Genomic DNA, 19,126 nt, shown 5'->3' on the forward strand with positions numbered 1-19,126 from the left:
ACCCCTTCCCCCGCCCAGGCTGCGGTGCAGGGACGACCGGTAGACTTGCCTCACGCAGCCGGACCAGCCGCCCGAGAGGAACCGCTTTGAGCCCGTCAGACCCGACGCTCTATGAGGTTTTAGGCCTGACCCGCGCGGCATCGGCGGTCGAAATCAAGACCGCCTACCGGAAGGCAGCCCGGAACGCCCATCCGGACCAGGGCGGCACGAGCGAGAGCTTCCACCGGGTCACGGAAGCATACCGGGTGCTCTCCGATCCGCGGCGAAAGGCCGCGTACGATCGCCGGTTCGGCCAGGGCACGGACGCCGGCAGCACCGGCGCCGCTGCCGGCAGCAGCTCCGGCAGCCCGTCCAGCCGGGCCGCGGGAACCGGGTCCGCCCCCGAACGGACCACGGCAGACCTGGACCGGCCGCCGGTGTTTGTCCCGGATTTCTCCCCGAAGAATCCTCCCCTCATCCCCCTGGTCCTGGCCGGACAGCAGGTCCACGGCGCACCGCGCCGTCCGGGTTTCTTCTCGCGGATCGGCTCCAACGCCGCGGGACGCTTCGAGGCCGAAAACCGGACCATCCACCTGCTGGAACGCGAATTGCTGGAGGACTACCCGGCCGCGCGCCTAATCAACGGCCTCCATATTCCGGACACGGGACCGCGCGGCGGCAACCTCGATGTCAGCCACGTGCTGCTGGGCGGCTACCGCATGGCAGTCCTGGGTTCGCTGATGGCCTCGCCCGGCAACTACCGGTGGGACGGACAGCATCTGCTGCACCGCGGCCGGGAGGTGTCCACCCTGCGGCTGGCCGATGCGGTGCGCACCCTCCAGTCCCGCTTTCCGGAGTGCAATGCCACGGGCTGGCTTGTCCTCCACAGCCCTAACGGGAATCCCTTCGAGCCCATCGTCGATTACCCGCCGAGGCTGAGCCGCTCAGCGCCCGCGACCCTGCATGTCGCCAATCCCGGCGGCCTGCTGCGGGAGCTGCGGAGGTTCTTTGCCGAAGGCCCCCAGCCGAACACCGTCCAGCTGCCGGTGCTGGCGCCGTTGATCGACGCGACCACCCGTTGACTGATGCGTTGGGGCCCCGGTGACGGGCATAGGATGTATTCGTGTTCCGTATCCTCTTCCATTCCCCTGAAATCCCCGGCAACACCGGAAATGCCATTCGCCTTGCCGCCATCACGGGGGCCGAGCTCCACCTGGTTGAGCCCCTCGGCTTCAGCCTGGAGGATTCCAAACTTCGGCGCGCAGGCCTGGATTACCACGACCTCGCCGTCCTGCATGTCCATGCGAGCCTGCAGGACGCCTGGGACGCCCTGAAACCCGAGCGCGTATATGCCTTCACCTCGGACGGTGACACTTCCTACACAGATATCGAGTATCGTGCCGGAGACGTCCTGATGTTCGGCCGCGAGTCGGTCGGGCTTTCGGACGAGGTAAAGAAGGACCCGCATGTCACCGCCCGGGTACGGCTGCCCATGCTGCCCACCCTGCGCTCCCTGAACCTGGCGAACTCCGCCTCCATAGCCGTTTACGAAGCCTGGCGCCAGCACGGCTTCGCCGGCGCCCAGCTCTAGCGAAGGATTCTTCCCATGCCTGAACTCCACATCGGCAACGCGTTCGACGACGGCGCCGCCGACTTCGAGCGGCTCGCGCCGTCGCTCTGGAATCCCATGGGAAATGCGCTCGTGGCCGCGGCGGACATCACGCTCGGCAACCGGGTCCTGGACGCAGGCTGCGGCACCGGTGCATCCACTATCCCGGCCGCGCAGTTCGCCGGTCCCGACGGCGTCGTCGACGGGGTGGACCTCAGTGCAGGGATGCTGGCCCTGACCCAGGCCAAGGCAGACACGCTCTCGCTCAACAACGTCCACCTTGCACAGGCCGACCTCACCTCGTGGCAGGCGGAGGAACCCTACGACGCGGTGGTCTGCGCCTACTCCCTGTTCTTCGTTCCGGAAATGGACGCCGGCGCCGCCCACCTCGTGTCGCTGCTTCGCAGCGGCGGGCGCTTCGCCCTCAGCACGTGGGCCGAAGGTTCCTGGGAGCCCTTCAGGGAGCTGCTGTGGAAAGCCTGCCTGCAGGAACGGCCCGACCTTGACGCCCTCCCCCAGTCGGGAGCCGAAAACGTCCAGCGGCTCCAGACGCCGGAGCAGCTCACGTCTTGGCTCGAGTCCCTGGGCCTGACCGAAATCACCGTGGCCCCCACGCCGGGACAGGTCCAGCTCAGCCCGTCCCTCGCCTGGTCGCTGGTGCTCGGCGGCGGTTACCGGATGCTGCTGCCCGAAGATCCGGCGGCCGTGGACCGGGTCCGGACCGCGTTCCTGGCCGAACTCGGTGACGACTTCGCACTGAATACCGACACCCTGATCGCCACGGCTGTCCGCCCGTAGCCGGCCAACGGCAGGGACGGCGGGCAGCACAGCAGGCGATAGCTGCGGCAGCTAGAATCCGGCGATGGTCTCCGGGGTGTTCACGCCTACGGCGTGGAAGGTTTCCGCGCTGACGCCCTCGGCCAGGCCGTGCCGGCGGGCGTTGTCCTGCAGGAACCGCCGGACCGAGGCGTCCATGCCCTCGATGTCCGGATGCTGGCTCGCATGGACCCGGATGGCGGCAAGCTTGACGTCTACCGTGGAACTGACATCCACGGCAGTGTTCTCCCGCTCCCGCGGCGCCCCGTAAAACCACAGCCACGGCACCTTGTACGCTTCCAGCCCCTGCTCCGCGAGCTCCGGATAGGCGAAGGGATTCTCGGCGGCCGGGTACACGGCGCGAGTCACTATTTCGCCGCAGGCCAGGTGGTCGGGATGGCTGGCCTGGAGGCGGTCCCAGTTCCGTTCGGGGTGCATGGACAGCACGACGTCGGGACGCACGCGCCGGATCTGCTCCACCGCGCGGGCGATCACCGAGTGGTTGGCTTCCAAGTAGCCGTCCCGCTCCCCCAGGAACACAATGTCCTGCACTCCCACCTGCCGGGCCGCTTCCCGCTGTTCACCGCTCCGCAGGGCGCTGACGCCGGAGCGGTCTGTTGGGTCGAAGCCGCCGGCATCACCGGAGGTCATGATGCAGTAGGTGATTTCCGTGCCCTCGCGTGCCCAGCGGGCCAGCGTGCCGGCGGCGCCGAAATCGATGTCGTCCGGATGGGCTGCGAAGGCCAGGGCCCGTGCGGGAGCCGACGTCGGGAACATATCAGGCCCTGCGCTTCCGGATCTCTTCGGCGGCCTGGGGCAGCACTGAGAACACATCGCCGACAATGCCGAAGTCCGCGATCTCGAACACCGGTGCATCGGCGTCCTTGTTGACCGCGACGATCACCTTGGCGGTCTGCATACCGGCCTTTTGCTGGATGGCGCCGGAGATGCCGGCGGAAATGTACAACTGCGGGGAGACGGTCTTGCCGGTCTGTCCCACCTGGGCGGAATGTTCAATCCAGCCTGCGTCCGTGGCCGCACGGGACGCGCCCACCGCTCCGCCGAGGAGGTCAGCGAGTTCCTCCACGGGACCGAAGTTCCCGTCCATGCCGCGTCCGCCCGCAACGATCACCCGTGCCTCGGCCAGTTCGGGACGTCCGCTCACGCGCTTGCCGGAGCGGCCGGTGACCCGTGCGGCAGGGCCGGTTTCCGAGAGCGGAACCTCGACCCGCTGCGGAGCCGGGGCTGACGGAGCGGCCGGTGCGGGCTCGACGCTGTTGGCCTTCACGGTGATGATGGGCGTGCCGGTGCGTACCCGGCAGGTCGAGGTGTAGGACCCGGCGAGCACCGACTTGGTGACGGCGAGGTCCGGCGCCACCGCAACGGCGTCAGTGATGACTCCGGAGCCGAGCTTGATTCCGGCGCGGGCTGCAATCTCGCGGTCCTCGAAGGAGTTGCCCAGCAGGATCGCGGCGGGCTGCTCGCTCTTGGCGGCGTCCGCCAGGAAGGCAGCCTTCGCGGCCACTAGGACGGTGTCCAGTTCCCCGGCCGGCTCATAGACCTTCACGGCGCCGTGGGAGGCAAGTGCGTCGAGCATGGCCGGATCCACCCTGTGGGCGGCAGCTACCGCGGGTTCGCCCACCGTGCCGGCAAGGGTTAGCAGTTCGCGGGCAGCCCGCGGCAGGGGCAGGGCTGGGACATCGAGAAAAACCAGGACGGACGCCATGGTGCGCTCCTTAGGACGTAGGCGGCGGCGCCTGCGAAGCGCCGGTTTCAAGCAGGAGAAGTCTTAGATCAGTTTCTGGGCGGCAAGGTAGTCCACCAGCTGCACGCCGGCGGTGCCGTCGTCGGTGATGATGGTTCCCTGCGAGCGCGGCGGCCGCGGAGCGGAGGCGGCTACTGCCGTCCAGGCGCCGTCGTGCCCCACCTGGGCCGGGTCCACTCCGATCTCGGCGAGTGTCAGCACCGTAACGGGTTTCTTCTTCGCGGCCATGATGCCCTTGAAGTTCGGATAGCGGGGGCTGTTGGCCTGGTCCGTAACCGATACCAGGGCCGGCAGCGGTGCCTCAACGGTTTCGGTGAAGGAGTCGCCGTCGCGGCGCGCCTTCACAACCGGGGCGCCGTCGACGTCCACTACGTCGAGTTCGGAAGCAAAGGTCATCTGTGCCAGCTGCAGCCTTTCGGCGAGCTGCGCGGGAACCAGGGAGGTTTCGCCGTCCGTGGAGGCCATGCCCGTGATGACCAGGTCGACCGGGCCCTGGGACTCAGCGATGGTGCGCACCGCAGCGGCAAGGGCCAGCGAGGTGCCGGCTGCATCGGAACCGGCCAGGGCGTCGTCGGCCAGGTGGACGCCTGCATAGGCGCCGATCTGCAGGGACTTCTTCACCGCGTTCACTGCTGCCGCCGGGCCCATGGCCAGGGCAGTCACCCGGTTCCCGGCGCTCTCGCCGCCGCGGGCCTCGGCCAGCTGCAGTGCTGCCTCAAGGGCGTACTCGTCCAGTTCGGAGAGGATGCTCTCGGCACGGTTCAAGGTATGCCCGGGGCCCGTGAGGTGCCGGTCAAACTGCGCGTCGGGGACATGCTTTACCAAGACAACAATGTTCAGCGGATGGGTGGCTGACTCCTGCATTCCGGCCTTTCCGGTAGGAAAATCGTTTCCCGGCGGCCTGGAGATCCTCCCGCCGACGCGCGCCGCCAAGGAGCGGCGCGTTTAAAGCTAATCACACACTGGGCGGGCTTTCGCGTCCGCGCAAATGCCGGGCGGGTGCAAACGGAAGGGCCGCGCCCGGATGCACCCGGCGCGGCCCTTCGTTGCCTGCTCGACCTATGCGGTCCGGCTATGGCGGTGTTACTGCTTTGCCGAATCCCCGAGGGTGACGTCGACGCTGTCCGTTTTACCGTCCCGCGTGAAGTCGATGGTGGCCTTGCCGCCGGCGGGCTGCATCCTGATGGCTGCAGTCAGCGACTGGGCATCCGTGACCGGGATGCCGTTGACGGACGTGACCACATCGCCCTTGCGCAGGCCGGCCTTTTCGCCCGGCGACCCGGATACGACTTCGGCGACCTCGGCACCCACGGTGAACGTCGACGACGAATCGGACGCGGTTGCCGGCGTCACCGAGACGCCCAGGTAACCGTGGGTCGCGGACCCGTTGTCGATGATCTCTTCCGCTACCCGCTCGGCATAGGTGATGGGAACGGCGAACCCGACACCGATGTTGCCGCTGTCCTCGCCGGCGGCACCGGAGGCGGCCGAGGCAATCGCGACGTTCACGCCGATGACTTCACCGTCGGTGTTCACCAGTGCGCCGCCGGAGTTGCCGTGGTTGATGGCGGCGTCGGTCTGCACCACGTTGAGGAAGATCGAGCTCTCCGCGGTGCTCTGGTCCTGTGACGATCCGTCCGGCGGAGCGAACCGGAAGCCGAAACCGTTGTCTTCGGGCTCGTCCGAGCTTTCCGACTCTTCCGGCGCAGCCGAGGACTGGACGCTGATGGTGCGGTTGAGGGTGGAGACGATGCCGTCAGTCACTGTCCCGGACAGGCCGAGCGGGGCGCCGATGGCAATCACGGTGTCCCCCACATTCAGGTTCCCGGAATCGCCCAGGGCAGCGGGTGTCAGGTCCGCGGCGTCCACCTTGATGACCGCGAGGTCGGACAGGGGGTCCGTCCCTACGATGGTCGCGGTCAGGACCCGTCCGTCCGACGTCTGGACTTCGACGACGGGATCGGCGGCAGTGCCTCCGAGGGTCACTACGTGGGTGTTGGTCAGGATGTGGCCGTCCTCGTCCAGGATGATCCCGGAACCGGTGCCCGTGCTGCCGGAGGCGGCAACTTCAATGGTGACCACACTTGGTGAGGCCTTCACTGCCGCCGCCGTGACCGAGTTGACGCTGTCTTCGTCGTTCACCACGACTGTCTGCGGCTGGCTGGCCTGGCCGGCGGCATTGCCGTCATCCATGAGCGTGTTGGCCCCGACGGCTACGCCGCCGCCTAACAGACCTGCAAGCAGCATGCCCGCAACCAGTGTTCCCGCCCCGAACTTCTTTGCCCGGGATTCAGGGGCCGGCGTCGTTCCGGCCGGTGCGTGGAAGGCGCTGCCCGAGGCCGTGGACCCGTAAGCGGTGGACCCGTAGGCGGACGGGCCGTTTCCGTGGCCCGGCTGTCCCTGCGCAGGGACGGCATTCGCCAGGGGTTCGGTCTGCGGGTTGCCCGGCGTTTCCCCCTGTGTTTCTCTGTAAGTTTCCCCCGAAGCGGTTCCCGAATACGACGGCGGCGCCGGCGGCCGGGGCGGCAACGGGCGTTCGGTGCCCTCGGGACCGCCGTGTTGCTCAGTCATGTGGGTTGTCCTTTCAAAGTTCGTTTACCCATGGTGTAGCCACATCGTTCTTTTTATCCACTATCGCAGTGCTAGCTGGGATGTACGGGGACGATTGCTGGACATCCGCTGTGAACAACCCGAACGCCTTCCTATTGGCAGGCTACTCGAGAAAGGGGGTAAAGGTGCAGGTCAGGACGGCGTTCCCCGGCCGCGGTGCCGGCTCTCCCGCTCCGGCCGCGGTGGACGCGGCATAGGGCGGCCCCTAGAATCGGTACCAAGGTCCGGGGCCGCATGCGCTGCCCCCTACGGCAGCTGGAACCGAGCGAGACGAAAACCAAAGGACGTTGTATGCGGTCACGGAACAGGTTGGCGGCCGTACTAGGCCTGAGCGCAGTTACGGTCCTGGTCCCGGCCGCTGCTTTTGCGGGGCCCGCGGAGCCGGTCCCGGCGGCTGCCGGTCCGGTGGTCCTGGTGCCGGCGGAATCCCCCGTGCGGATACCGCCGGGCGAATTCGTCGTGGACCCGGCCGATGTGCTGGGCAGTGATGCTTCCGAGGTGGAGGAAGCCATTTCGGAAGTGCAGCGGAACAGCGGGTACACCCTTTACGTGGTTTACGTGGATTCCTTTACCAGCCCCTCGGACCCGGTCGCCTGGTCGGAGCAGGTGGTGCGGGGCAAGGGCATGGGCGCTAAGGAAGCACTCCTGAGCATTGCCACCGAGGACCGCAAGATCCAGGTCTCCACCGGGGACCAGAGCGTCCTGAACCAGGCGCGCCGCAACGCCATTCTTGCTGCGGCGACCGACCCCCTGCTGGGCTCCCAGGACATTTCCTCCGCCCAGTGGGCCAACAGCGCAGTGAACGCTGCGGAGTCACTGGAAGACATTGCCCGCGGCGGAGACGGAGAGGTTGCCGCCGCGGAGGAATCCGGCGGCGCCGACGTGGCGCCCCTGCTGGTGGGCGGCGTCGTCGTCGCCGGCGGACTGGGGACCGCCCTGCTGATCCGCAGCCGCCGCCGCAAGTCCGCCGCTGCTGCGCCCGTGCAGCAGCAGGGCCCCGCTGCCCCGGTGGATCCGCTGGACACCATGAGCGTGCCGGACCTGCGCAAGCGCGCCGGCAGCCTGCTCGTGGCTGCCGACGACGCGATCAAGTCCAGCGAGCAGGAACTTGGATTCGCCATGGCCGCCTACGGCGAGGGCGCGGTCACGACCTTCTCCGAGGACCTGGCCGCAGCACGCGCCCACATGGGCGAGTCCTTCAAGCTGCAGCAGCAGCTCGACGACCACATTCCGGATACCGAGCAGCAGCAACGTACCTGGCTGAAGGAAATCATCCGCCGGTGCGAGGCAGTGAACGAGTCGCTGCAGGCACACAAGGAAGAGTTCGATTCCCTCCGGGAACTGGAGAAGAACGCCCCCGCCGCCTTGGCTGCGGCACAGGCAGCTGCGGACCAGACCGCCTCGCGCCTAAGCACCTCGGCGGCGACACTCGATTCGCTGCGGTCCCGCTACGCCGCCTCCGCCGTCAGCCAGATCAGCGACAACATCGACCAGGCCCATGAACGCCTGGCATTCGTGTCCAATGCCGCCGCGACGGCGAATGAAAAGCTGGCTGAAGGGGATACCTCTTCGGCAGTGGTTTCCGTCCGAGCGGCCGAAGAATCCGTCCACCAGGCCGACGTGCTGCTGGACGCGATCGACAAGCGGAGCCAGGAACTTGACGCCGCACGCCAGGAGCTCCAGCGCGCAGTTGCCGACGCCAACCAGGACCTGGCACAGGCCGGCGCTATTGCCGCCGGCGGTACCACTCCCGGTCTCGCCGGTCCGGCAGCCGGAGTCCGTGCCGCCCTCGATGCCGTGAACCAGGCCACGCAGGCCGGTCCCATTGACCCGGTGGACCTGCTGCGCCGGCTGGAAACGGCCAACAACCAGCTCGATGCGGCGTTGGAAGGCATCCGTGACCGCCAGGAGCAGGAGCGCCGGGCACGGGATTCCCTGCAGCATGCCATGATGGCCGCGCAGGCGCAGATTTCGGGCACCTCGGACTACATCCGGGCACGCCGCGGCGGCGTCGGCAGCGAGGCCCGGACCCGGTTGGCCGAGGCTGAGCGCAATCTGCAGCAGGCCGTGGCAATGCAGTCCTCGGATCCGGTGAGCGCCCTCGCCTACGCCCAGCAAGCCAATGCGCTGGCGGCCCAGGCCGCGGAAATGGCGCAGCAGGACGTGGACGGTTTCGGCGGAGGTTTCGGCGGCGGCGGATTCGGCGGCGGAGGAGGCGGCGGAAACGGGCTGGGCGGCGCCATCCTCGGAGGTATCCTCATTGATTCCATCCTGCGCGGCGGCTCGCACGGCGGCGGATGGGGCGGCGGCGGGTTCGGTGGTTTCGGAGGCGGTGGTTTCGGCGGGGGCGGCGGGTTCGGCGGAGGCGGCGGGTTCGGCTCATCCGGCGGAAACTTCTAGCCCACACGGACCAAAGACGCAAAAGTGCACCAAGATGTACCCGTAACGCTCCATGGCGGAGGCGGGCTTTTTCCGAACACAGCAGATTGAAAGGCAGACACCGTGGTTAAGCAGTCGATTTTCGGACGTATCACTCAATTGGCCAAGGCCAACATCAATGCCATCCTCGACCAGGCCGAGGATCCGCAGAAGATGCTCGACCAGATGGTGCGGGATTACAGCAACAACATCGCTGAGGCCGAGAGCGCCGTCGCGCAGACCATCGGGAACCTTCGGATGCTCCAGGACGACTACAACGAGGACATCCAGAACGCCCAGAACTGGGGCAACAAGGCGCTGGCTGCCTCCCGCAAGGCCGATGAGTTCCGCGCGGCCGGGAACACCGCCGACGCCGAGAAGTTCGACAACCTTGCCAAGGTGGCCCTTCAGCGCCAGATCGCCTCCGAAAACGAAGCCAAGGGCGCACAGCCGACCATTGCTTCCCAGGAAGAGATCGTTGAACGCCTCAAGACCGGCCTGAACCAGATGAAGGGCAAGCTGGACCAGCTCACCAGCAAGCGCGACGAACTGATTGCCCGCGCCCGCAACGCCTCCGCTCAGACGCAGATGCATGAGGCCATGAAGAGCATCGATGTCATGGACTCGACCTCCGAGGTGGGCCGCTTCGAGGAAAAGATCCGCCGCGAGGAAGCCCGCGTCCGCGGCGCCAACGAGCTGGCGTCCTCCAGCCTTGATTCGCAGTTCGAGTCGCTGGAGGATCTCGGCGAGCAGACCGAGGTCGAAGCCCGCCTGGCGGCCCTGAAGTCGTCCGGCACAACGCAGTCCGCCATCGAGGACTAGCCACAGCTGCTTCCAGTACTGCCGAAGGGCGGGTGCCGCTACCGGCGCCCGCCCTTCGTCCGTCTGGTGCGTTCCCGCCGGGGCCGGTGTTGCCGGGCCGTGCGCCGGCGCAGGGCCTGCCGCCTCAGGAGAAGAGGCAGGAGCAGCCACAGCAGGGCCACGACAACCGCCACCGATGCCGCGGCTATGGCACCGGCTGAACCGGAGAGTACGAGGTCGAACACCAGGCCAATGGTCCCGACCAGGATCAGGCCCACCAGTACCAGGGTAAGGCGCAGCAGCAGGTCCGCACTGTCCACCAGGTTCCCCTTGATCCGCCGCTGGAAGAAGGCGCGGTGCAGCACCACCGTGGACAGCAGGAGCGCGGTGACGAGCACCGAAAGCACCACCAGGCACAGGTAGATGCCCACCTGGACCGGGTTCAGTTCGGTGAAGCGCTGCTGGAACGGCAGCGTCAGCAGGAAGCCGGTCAGGATCTGGATGCCGGTCTGGAGCACCCGCAGCTCCTGCAGCAGGTCCGTCCAGTTCCGGTCCTGCTTCTGCAGCGGGGTCTCACCGCGGTCCGGGTCCCGTTCCGCCGGGGTATCGCCCATGTGGGAAGTTTAGTGGGTCCATCGGCGGGCAAAACAAAAGTCCCCCGAGGTTCCTTGCGGATCCTCGAGGGACTTTCTTTTGTTGCGGGGGCAAGATTTGAACTTGCGACCTCTGGGTTATGAGCCCAGCGAGCTACCGAACTGCTCCACCCCGCGGCGTGATATCTAACTCTACCCGCCGCAGGACACTGACGCAAACCGGAACCCCGGCCCATCGCTGCAGGGCCGGGGCCCCGGCCCGCGAGACGGCGGCGGGGCACCCCGGGTGCCCCGCCGCCGTCCGCTAGTTGCCGCCGTCGCTAGTTGCCGCCGTCGCTGTCTTCCGCCGGAGCAGTGGCGCCGTCGGCAGGCGCCTCGGTGGCGTCACCGGCAGCACCCTCCATCCGCTCCTGGGCTGCGGTAGCCCGGGTAATGGCGTCCTGGAGCCGGGCCTGGGACTCGCCGTAGGCGGCAAAGTCGCCGCGGCCAAGGGCAGCCTGGCCGTCCTGGATGGCCTGCCCGGCATCGGAAAGCGCCGTAGCCAGTTCGGACTGGGCGGTCACGTCGCCGCCGCCTTCCGCTGTCGGAGGCGTAGCCCCGACGTTGCCGGCATCTCCCGTGGACGCTCCGGAGTCTCCGCCGAAGATCTGGTCCAGGGCTTCTTCCAGGGTGGGTGCGAAGCCCACCTTCTCGCCGAAGTTCACCAGCACCCGCTGCAGGGTCGGATACGAGGCCTCACCCGAGGACTGTACGTACACGGGCTGCACGTACAGGATGCCGTCGCCTACCGGCAAGGTCAGCAGGTTGCCGTTGATGACTTCCGAAGCACCCTGGCGCAGGAGGTTCAACGCGTTGGAGACGGTCGGATCGGAGTTGAACGTATTCTGCGCCTGGCCCGGCCCGGGAACAGCCGTATCCGTAGGCAGGGCGAGCAGGCGAAGCTTGCCGTAGTCCTCGCTCCTGACACCCGCTTCCCCGGTGCCGGCGTCTGCCTCGGCGGAGAGGAAACCGTAAAGCACGTTGCGGGGGTCGCCGCCTTCGCTCACGAACGGAATGAACGGCGTGGTCAGCGAGAAGGTCGCTTCATCCTGTCCCGGCATCTGCAGCGACAGGTAGTACGGAGGCTGCTTGACGCTGCCGTTGCCGCCCGTGGGATCGGCCGGAACGCTCCAGGCGTCGTCGTTCTTGTAGAACGAATCCGGATCGGTGACGTGGTACTTGCCCAGCAGTTCACGCTGGACCTTGAACTGGTCTTCCGGGTAACGCACGTGCGCCATCAGGTCAGCGGACATGTCGCTGTACTTTTTCAGGGTGGAGGGGAAGACGCTCTGCCAGGACTTCAGCAGCGGATCCTCATCGTCCCAGGCGTACAACTCGACGGAACCGTCGTAGGCATCAACCGTGGCCTTCACCGCGTTCCGGATGTAGTTCACCTGTTCCTGCGGCAGTGCCGCAGCTCCCGGAGTCAACGAGTCCGTGGTGGCATCCTGCAGCTCCTGCTGCGTGGAGTAGGGGAAGTACTTGCTCGTGGTGTAGCCGTCCACGATCCACTTCACCCGGCCGTCAATGACAGCGGGGTACGCGTTGCTGTCCACGGTCAGGTACGGGGCAACCTTTTCCACCCGGTCGCGGGGGTCGCGGTCATACAGGATCTGGGATTCCTCGTTGATGGCGTCCGCGAGCAGCAGCTCGGTGGACTGGAACTTGATCGCGTAGACCAGCTGGTTGAAGAAGTTCCCGACGCTCGGGCCGCCCTCGCCGCTGAAGGTGGTCTGCGATTCCTCTTCCGAGTTACCCGTCTGCGGGCGGTCGATTTCCACCGGCGGGGTGCCCTCCGGGGCGCCGACCACCGAATACTGCGGAGAGTTTTCGCCGAAGTAGATCCGCGGCTCGTACTCGCCGCCGTCGGTGAGCACGCCGGTGGAGGGAATGCCGGACTCCATGAAGCTGGGCTTGCCGTCCGCCCCGACCGTTGAACCGCGCGCTGCCACCACGCCGTAGCCGTGGGTGTAGAGGATGTGTTCGTTGACCCAGCCTGCGGGCACGCCGCCGACGTTCAGTTCGCGGACGGCGATGACCGTGTCCTGGACCTCGCCGTCGATCTCGTAGCGGTCCACGTTCAGGGTCTGGGGGAACTGGTAGTACTGGCGGAACTGCTGCAGCTGGCCGAACGCGTCGGAGACGACATTCGGGTCCAGGAGGCGGATGTTGGCCGTGGTGCCGGCGTCCTGTTCAAGGGCTCCGGCGTTGGCGTTCACCGTGGCGTCGTACGGGATGACCTCGGTGTCGCTCAGGCCGTAGGCCTCCCGCGTGAGGTCGATGTTGCGCTGGATGTATTCGCGCTCAAGGCTCAGCTCCGAAGGCTGCACCTGATAGCGCTGGACAATCCACGGGTAGACGCCGCCGGCCACGATGGCCGTGATGATCAGCATGGCGGTGCCGATAATCGGCAGGCGCCAGCGGCCGATGACGGCGGAGAGGATGAACAGGACGGCAACGATGACCGAGGCAACGGCCAGGATGGCCTTGGTCGGGATGACGGCCTCGACGTCGGTGTAGAGGGCGCCGGTCCAGGTTCCCGAGGTGCTCAGCAGGGTGTCGTAGCGGTCGAGCCAGAAGTTGATGCCCTGCAGGATGAGGAAGGCTGCCGCGATGATGGCCAGGTGCAGACGGGCCGGGCGGCTGACGAACACACCCTTTTCCTCCAGCCGGATGCCGCCGTAAAGGTAGTGGGTCATCAGGCCGGCAATACCGGCAATAACGACGACGCTGATCAGGAAGCCCACCAGGAACCCGATGAAGGGCAGCGTGTTCAGATAGAAGCTGTAGTCCATGTTGAACTGCGGATCTGTCTTTCCGAAATCGCGCCGGTTGAAGAAGAGCAGGGCCTGCTGCCACATGGACATGGCGGCCGTGCCGGCGAAGCCGCCGACAACGATCGGAATACCAATCATCAGCAGCTTGCGGATGGGCTCAAGCTGGGCCTGGTACCGGTTGAGGTTGTCCTGGAGTGCACTGTCCGGCGCATAGATCGGCCGCGACGTGTAGGCCACCCGGATACTGGTGAACACTCCGGCGGCCATCACGAGGAAGGCCGCAAGGAACATGGAGATGCGGGTCAGGTTCTCCTTGACGAAGACTTCCAGATACCCCAGCTGGTTGTACCACAGGACATTCGCGTAGACCTGGGAAAAGTACACGAAGCCAATGACCAGGATGGCAACGACGATCAGCGTTGCGATCAGCGGGCTGCGCCGCCGTCGCCTGCCGACGGCCGTGGCCGTACCGGGTCGGGAAAATGGGCCGTTTGGTCCGGAAGTCACAGTTACCTCATCGTTCGGTGCGTCGGCTCGCGGCCTGGCCGGGATGCACCGGCGGGAATGCTTTCGGGTCGTGTTTCCAGCCCTGTTTCCCCACCGGTTACCCCGGAAGCCGTCCGTAAATCATTCTGCCTTGGATTGCTCTGTGGCTGCCACTTAGATCCGGTGCCGCAAACAACCTTGTCCCGATCGTAACTAGGGCGGGCCGCCTACTACTAGGGGGTGCACTGCGGCAGATCCGCCGCACTCCCGCCGGCGGCGAGCTTTTCGACCGCCTGGATGGCCTCGTCCAGGGTGGAAACCCGCACCACGTCCAGGCCTGCCGGAATATGGCCGACGACCTCGCCGCAGTTGTCCGCGGGGGCCAGGAAATACTCGGCCCCGGCGTCGGACGCACCGATCAGTTTCTGCCGGATCCCGCCGATAGGGCCCACGTTCCCAGCCGCATCGATGGTCCCGGTTCCGGCGAAATGCCTGCCGCCGGTCAACGGTTCCGGGGTGAGCCGGTCCACGATCCCCAGGGCGAACATCATCCCCGCGGACGGACCGCCTACGCGTTCCATTCCTGCCCCGATGTTGACATCGAAAGGGAACTCGAAGGAGGTCGCCAGTTCGATGCCGAGCTGATAGGTACCGGTATCGGATTGCCGCGGGGTCACGGATTCGGTTACTTCGTCCCCGTCGCGGCGTACCGTGATTTCCGCAGGCGAGCCGCCGCCGTCGTTCAGGACGGCGCGCAGGCTCTCGATGCCGTCGATTCGGGTGTCCCCCACTGCAACCACGGTGTCTCCGGCCTCCAGCACGCCTTCGGCCGGTGACCCCTCAACCACGGCTGCCACGGTAAGTTCCTGCGTATAGCCGATATCCAGCTGGTTCAGGGCTGCGGCGACGGCGGATTCCTGGGACGACGTCATGGCGGCGGCGTTTTCCTCATCCACCTCGTCGCTGGTGGTTCCCGGGGCGTAGAGGAATTCGGTGGGATAGACGACGTCGTTATTGTTCGCCCAGCCGCCCACGGCCTGGAAGATGCTGATGTTCGTGCTCGGACCGCCGGAAACGTAGACGGTGGTCAGGTCCAGCTCGCCCTCCGTGGGATAGCTCGGGCGCCCCTCGATCTCGATGATTTCCGCATCGCCGGCGCTGCCCAGCGTATTGAACGTAGGTCCCGGGGACTCCACCACGTACTGGGCGGGCAGCAGCAGTCCGGCGGCACCGAGGACGGCGGCAAGCGCACCGGAAGCAATCATCGCCCGGGAACGGGCGGAGCGTTTCGCGGGCGCGGGGCGGCCCGCACCCAGGCCCTGGTACGGATAGACGGAGTAGCTGCCGTCCGGCTGCGGGGCCGGGACCGGAGGCTCCCCGGGCACGGGATTACCTGGCCGGCCCTGCGCCGCGGTCCTGCTGTCGTCATGAGAGGGGCGCAACTGACCAACCTTTTCCTGCGCTCGTGTGCTGTGCTTGTTTTGTTGTGCTCGTTTTGCTGTGCTCGTTTTGCTGTGCTCGTGTTCAGATCCGGCGCCCGCGGTCAGGCTGCCAACCCTGCAAGCCTACGCCCGGCCCCCGGCCGTGGCGTGCAGGGCAGGCTTTGCCTACAGCGAACGAAAACGGCCTGTGCGGGACAGGGCTTGGACCCTGCGGGTAGCGTAAGGGGAATATGGTCGGCAGGTGCCGGGCATCGCACACTATCTTCCGCAGTATTAATCTTCCGCAGTATCTTTCCGCTTTATCTTCTTTCACAGGACCGGTGGTATCCCATGAGTTCCAATCCATCCGACCGCGGGGACAACCCGCAGGATCCGCTGTCCGAAATGCTCGCGCGCCTGTTCGGCGCCGGCGGCGCGGGCGGCATGGATCCTACCGAGCTGGCAAAGGCGGCCGGGCTGCCCTCGGACCCCAACGCCATGGCCATGATTTTCCAGCAGGTCCAGGCCATGTTCAGCGCTTCTTCGGACGGTCCGGTGAACTGGCAGCTGGCCAAGGACAACGCCCGGCGGGTGGCGGCAACCGGCAGCGACCCTTCCACGGGCCCGACGGCGGCCCGCGAGGTTGACGAGGCGCTGCACCTGGCTGAACTCTGGCTGGATCCGGCCACCGATTTCGCGTCCACCGGCAGCCTGGGCCGCGCCTGGTCGCGGGCGGAGTGGGTTGAAGCCACGATGGATTCCTGGCGCCGCCTGACGGAACCGGTGGCGGTGAGCATTTCGGAAGCCCTGTCCAATGCCATCACCACGCAGATGCCCGAAGAGATGAAGTCCATGATGGGCGGGGCATCCTCCATGCTCGCCAACATGGGCGGAGCAATGTTCGGCATCCAGCTCGGCCAGGCCGTGGGGGCACTGTCCAAGGAAGTGGTGAGCTCCACCGACATCGGCCTGCCCCTCGCGGCCGGAACCATGGCACTGCTGCCCGCCAACGTTGCAGCCTTCGGCGAAGGCCTGGATATCCCTGAAGCGGAAATCCGCCTGTACCTTGCCGTTCGGGAAGCAGCTCATGCCCGTCTCTTCGCACAGGCTCCGTGGCTGGCGTCCCACCTCTTCGGCACCATCGAAAGCTACGCCCGCGGCATCCACATCGATATGTCCAAGATCGAGGAAGCCGCCCGGGAGATCGACCCCGCCAATCCCGAGTCCATCCAGGCCGCCCTGTCCGGCGGAGTGTTCCAGCCCCAGCGCACACCGGCCCAGGATGCCGCCCTTGAACGGCTGGAGACCGCCCTGGCCCTGGTGGAGGGCTGGGTGGACGAGGTCACGGCCGCTGCCACGGCGAACCTGCCCTCGGCGGGGGCCCTTCGGGAAATGATCCGCCGGCGCCGTGCCAGCGGTGGTCCCGCTGAGCACACGTTCGCTTCCCTGGTGGGCCTGGAGCTGCGGCCGCGGCGGCTGCGCGATGCCGCTGCACTCTGGGCGCATCTCACGGAGGAACGCGGCATTGAGGGCCGCGATGCCATCTGGCAGCACCCGGATCTCCTGCCGACCTCCGAGGACCTCGACGATCCCCAGGGCTTCAGCCGGCGGCGTGAACTTCTCGAAGCGGCCGACTCCGACGTTGATGCCGCCCTGAAGCGCCTCCTCGACGGCGGATTCGACACGCCGGCCGACGAACCGGGCTCTGAAGAAGAGGGTTCCGGGGAGACTGCGACGGATACGCCGGCGGCCGAAAACACCGACGAGGGTTTGGGCGGCGATTCGGACGGCGGTTCGGATAAGGCCGACGACGGCGGCCCGGACAAGACCGAGGGCGACGACGGAAAACCCGGCGCCAGCTAGCTCACCGGCAGCACCCCGCGACTGCTCCAGAGGCAACAGCCTCTGGAGCAGCTGCGTTTAAGGACCGGTTAGTCCTCCCCCATCTCGCCCTTCAGGCCGCGGGCGCTGGCGAACGCTGCTCCGGAGAGAAAGGCCTTGGCGGTCTCCGTCTGCGGATAGCTTTCCAGCAGGCGCCAGAACGCCGGGCCGTGCGAGGGCACCAGCAAGTGGGCGAGTTCATGAAGCAGTACGTAGTCGATGACCCATTCGGGCATGCCCTGCAGCTTGTCGGAAAGCCGGATGGTTCCCCTGCCGGGCGTGGCCGATCCCCAGCGCGAGTTCTGGTTGCTTACCCAGCGGACAGACTGCGGGCGGGCACGGCCGGAGAGGTAGGTCCGGGATAGTTCCCCGGCGCGCAGCATCAGCTCGCTCTCACTGGTTTCCGGGTCCGGCACACCGGCCGAGCGCTCTTCCAGCCGCGCCACCATCCGCCGTACCCATTCCGCCTCCTGCGCTGTGGAAAAATGCGCGGGGATGGAAATCAGCGCCACCCCGTCACGGAAGACGGCGTTGACCGTCCGCTTCCGCCGGGCGGACCGGCGGACCTGGATCGGTATTCCGGTGCTGGTGGTGGCCGGAATGGAAACGTCGGCGGTCCGGTGCGGGGAAGGCATATTCCAAGCCTAGCCGCCGTCGCCGGGGGCCCTGCAGCCTGTGGATAACCCGGAACGGCTGCGAACGCCGTGCCAGCATGGTCAGCAGCCCGGCTGTTCGGGCAGTGCCGGCAGCCCGGCGGGCAAGGGCGGGCAAGGGCGGGCAAGGCTGGCAACACGCAGGAAGAACCGGACTACGGGAGCAGGCCATGCGGATCAATCCTGGAATTCATGTGCTGGAAGTTTCACCGGGCGCCCGGCAACTGGGGATCGGCTCAGGGTCCCTGCTGCTGCGCAACCTCCAGGACGCCGACGTCGCTTTCCTGGCGGCGCTGCGTCAAGGCGTTCCGGACGGTGCTGAAGCGGCCACCGCAGCAGGACTGTCCCTCCCGCCGGACCGGGCAGCGTCGCTCCTGCAGGTCCTGGGACCGTTGCTGGTACCGCAGGAGGGAACCGCGGATCCCATTCCCTCCCTGCGCTCGGAACGCCTCCTCCCGGACGCACAGCGTCTTTCGTCCGCCTATCGCGTCAACGGTGAGGAATCGATCCGGCGGCGGGCCGGTGCGGCCGTCTCCGTGGATGGATTGGGCCGCACGGGAGCCCTGGTGGCACGCACCCTTGCCTCCGCAGGCATTGGAACCCTGCTGCTCACCGACCCCGGGGTGGTCTGCCCGGCAGATGTCGGCCCGGCCTATGCGATGACCGATATCGGAATGAACCGGGCAGCCGCCGTTAAACGGCATCTGTTCCGGATCGACCCCACCCTTCAGGTGCTGGCGATGGCGCCGGGCGGAAGCCGCCAGGTCCCGCCCGCAGTGGATCTGGCGGTGACCGTGCGGGCGGTCGGGGCCGGTCCCGGACGGCCGGGACGGCAGTCGGATCTGCCGGACGGTGACGAGGGTGTTCCCCGACTGGTACTGACCGCCCAGGAAGGCGGATGGGATATCGGCCCGTTGGTGGTTCCGGGCGTCACACCCTGCCTGGAATGCCTGGACCGGCACCGGGCAGACACCGATCCGGGGTGGTACGCCGCATTGGAAGCCCTGACGGCGGACAAGGATAAAGCCCCCGGGCAGGAGCGTGCGGGCACGCCCGACTCGTCTGGTCCCACGGGCGAGGAACTTGCCGGCTCGGTCCTGGCCGCCGGAGCGGCGGCCATGGCGGCGCTGGTCTTCCTGGATGGAATCAATCAACCGGCTGTGTTCTCCGCGGTCCTGAGGCTGCGGACATCCGACGGTTACCCGCAGCTGCGGAAACTGGACTACCACCCCGCCTGCGGCTGCCGTCTGCAACGCAGCAACCGGGTGGCGTAGCCGG

At 67.0% G+C, this 19,126-nt stretch carries 15 protein-coding genes and 1 tRNA gene; 7 read left to right on the top strand and 9 right to left on the bottom strand.

Going from position 1 to position 19,126, the window contains the following annotated elements:
• Positions 1–86: 86 nt before the first annotated feature.
• Genes NNX34_RS01065 through NNX34_RS01075 form a run of 3 tightly spaced genes read left to right on the top strand, consistent with a single transcriptional unit; the run spans position 87 to position 2,386 of the window.
• Positions 87–1,061 (top strand): J domain-containing protein, encoded by a 975-nt coding sequence (locus NNX34_RS01065; RefSeq protein ID WP_255764743.1) that lies wholly within the window; start codon positions 87–89, stop codon positions 1,059–1,061.
• Positions 1,062–1,102: 41 nt separating this feature from the next.
• Complete coding sequence (locus NNX34_RS01070) at positions 1,103–1,570, top strand: tRNA (cytidine(34)-2'-O)-methyltransferase (protein WP_255764744.1); 468 nt, start codon at positions 1,103–1,105, stop codon at positions 1,568–1,570.
• A gap of 15 nt (positions 1,571–1,585) precedes the next feature.
• Positions 1,586–2,386 (top strand): class I SAM-dependent methyltransferase, encoded by an 801-nt coding sequence (locus NNX34_RS01075; RefSeq protein WP_255764745.1) that lies wholly within the window; start codon positions 1,586–1,588, stop codon positions 2,384–2,386.
• A 51-nt stretch (positions 2,387–2,437) separates the two neighbouring features.
• Here NNX34_RS01075 and NNX34_RS01080 read toward each other — a convergent pair whose 3' ends face one another.
• The 4 genes from NNX34_RS01080 to NNX34_RS01095 all read right to left on the bottom strand — a co-directional run bounded on the left by NNX34_RS01080 (position 2,438) and on the right by NNX34_RS01095 (position 6,740).
• On the bottom strand, positions 2,438–3,181 hold the full coding sequence (locus NNX34_RS01080) for a PIG-L deacetylase family protein (RefSeq protein WP_255764746.1): 744 nt from the start codon (positions 3,179–3,181) through the stop codon (positions 2,438–2,440).
• A gap of 1 nt (position 3,182) precedes the next feature.
• Positions 3,183–4,130, bottom strand: coding sequence for an electron transfer flavoprotein subunit alpha/FixB family protein (locus tag NNX34_RS01085; protein ID WP_255764747.1), 948 nt, complete (start codon positions 4,128–4,130; stop codon positions 3,183–3,185).
• A gap of 63 nt (positions 4,131–4,193) precedes the next feature.
• Positions 4,194–5,033 carry an electron transfer flavoprotein subunit beta/FixA family protein gene (locus tag NNX34_RS01090; RefSeq protein ID WP_255764748.1) on the bottom strand — a complete coding sequence of 280 codons (840 nt, stop codon included), beginning with the start codon at positions 5,031–5,033 and terminating at the stop codon, positions 4,194–4,196.
• A gap of 219 nt (positions 5,034–5,252) precedes the next feature.
• Complete coding sequence (locus tag NNX34_RS01095) at positions 5,253–6,740, bottom strand: S1C family serine protease (RefSeq protein ID WP_255764749.1); 1,488 nt, start codon at positions 6,738–6,740, stop codon at positions 5,253–5,255.
• Between the two features lie 330 nt (positions 6,741–7,070).
• On the opposite strand from NNX34_RS01095, the gene NNX34_RS01100 reads away from it, so the two are divergent.
• A complete protein-coding gene (locus NNX34_RS01100; protein ID WP_255764750.1) occupies positions 7,071–9,179 on the top strand; it encodes a YgcG family protein in 2,109 nt (702 codons plus the stop codon).
• 102 nt (positions 9,180–9,281) lie between these two features.
• Complete coding sequence (locus NNX34_RS01105) at positions 9,282–10,019, top strand: PspA/IM30 family protein (protein ID WP_227918389.1); 738 nt, start codon at positions 9,282–9,284, stop codon at positions 10,017–10,019.
• A gap of 38 nt (positions 10,020–10,057) precedes the next feature.
• Here the strand turns inward: NNX34_RS01105 and NNX34_RS01110 are convergent, their stop codons facing one another.
• The 4 genes from NNX34_RS01110 to NNX34_RS16100 form a co-directional block, all read right to left on the bottom strand.
• The gene (locus tag NNX34_RS01110; protein ID WP_255764751.1) at positions 10,058–10,612 is read right to left on the bottom strand and encodes a DUF6328 family protein; all 555 of its coding nucleotides are present in this window, start codon (positions 10,610–10,612) and stop codon (positions 10,058–10,060) included.
• Between the two features lie 82 nt (positions 10,613–10,694).
• Positions 10,695–10,768 (bottom strand) — tRNA-Met (locus tag NNX34_RS01115).
• Positions 10,769–10,911: 143 nt separating this feature from the next.
• On the bottom strand, positions 10,912–13,914 hold the full coding sequence (locus tag NNX34_RS01120; RefSeq protein WP_370646909.1) for a UPF0182 family protein: 3,003 nt from the start codon (positions 13,912–13,914) through the stop codon (positions 10,912–10,914).
• Between the two features lie 212 nt (positions 13,915–14,126).
• Positions 14,127–15,278, bottom strand: a complete 1,152-nt coding sequence (locus NNX34_RS16100; protein WP_255764752.1) for a PDZ domain-containing protein — start codon at positions 15,276–15,278, stop codon at positions 14,127–14,129.
• 387 nt (positions 15,279–15,665) lie between these two features.
• Here NNX34_RS16100 and NNX34_RS01130 point away from each other — a divergent pair, with 387 nt between their 5' ends.
• Entirely contained in the window at positions 15,666–17,177 is a 1,512-nt protein-coding gene (locus NNX34_RS01130; RefSeq protein ID WP_255764753.1) for a zinc-dependent metalloprotease, read from the top strand.
• A gap of 68 nt (positions 17,178–17,245) precedes the next feature.
• Here NNX34_RS01130 and NNX34_RS01135 read toward each other — a convergent pair whose 3' ends face one another.
• A complete protein-coding gene (locus NNX34_RS01135) occupies positions 17,246–17,830 on the bottom strand; it encodes a M48 family metallopeptidase (RefSeq protein WP_255764754.1) in 585 nt (194 codons plus the stop codon).
• Between the two features lie 188 nt (positions 17,831–18,018).
• Between NNX34_RS01135 and NNX34_RS01140 the strand changes: the two genes are divergently transcribed.
• Complete coding sequence (locus tag NNX34_RS01140; protein WP_255764755.1) at positions 18,019–19,122, top strand: ThiF family adenylyltransferase; 1,104 nt, start codon at positions 18,019–18,021, stop codon at positions 19,120–19,122.
• Positions 19,123–19,126: the final 4 nt, after the last annotated feature.

The sequence above is a fragment of the Arthrobacter sp. zg-Y1116 genome (assembly GCF_024385485.1).
Taxonomy (GTDB): domain Bacteria; phylum Actinomycetota; class Actinomycetes; order Actinomycetales; family Micrococcaceae; genus Arthrobacter_B.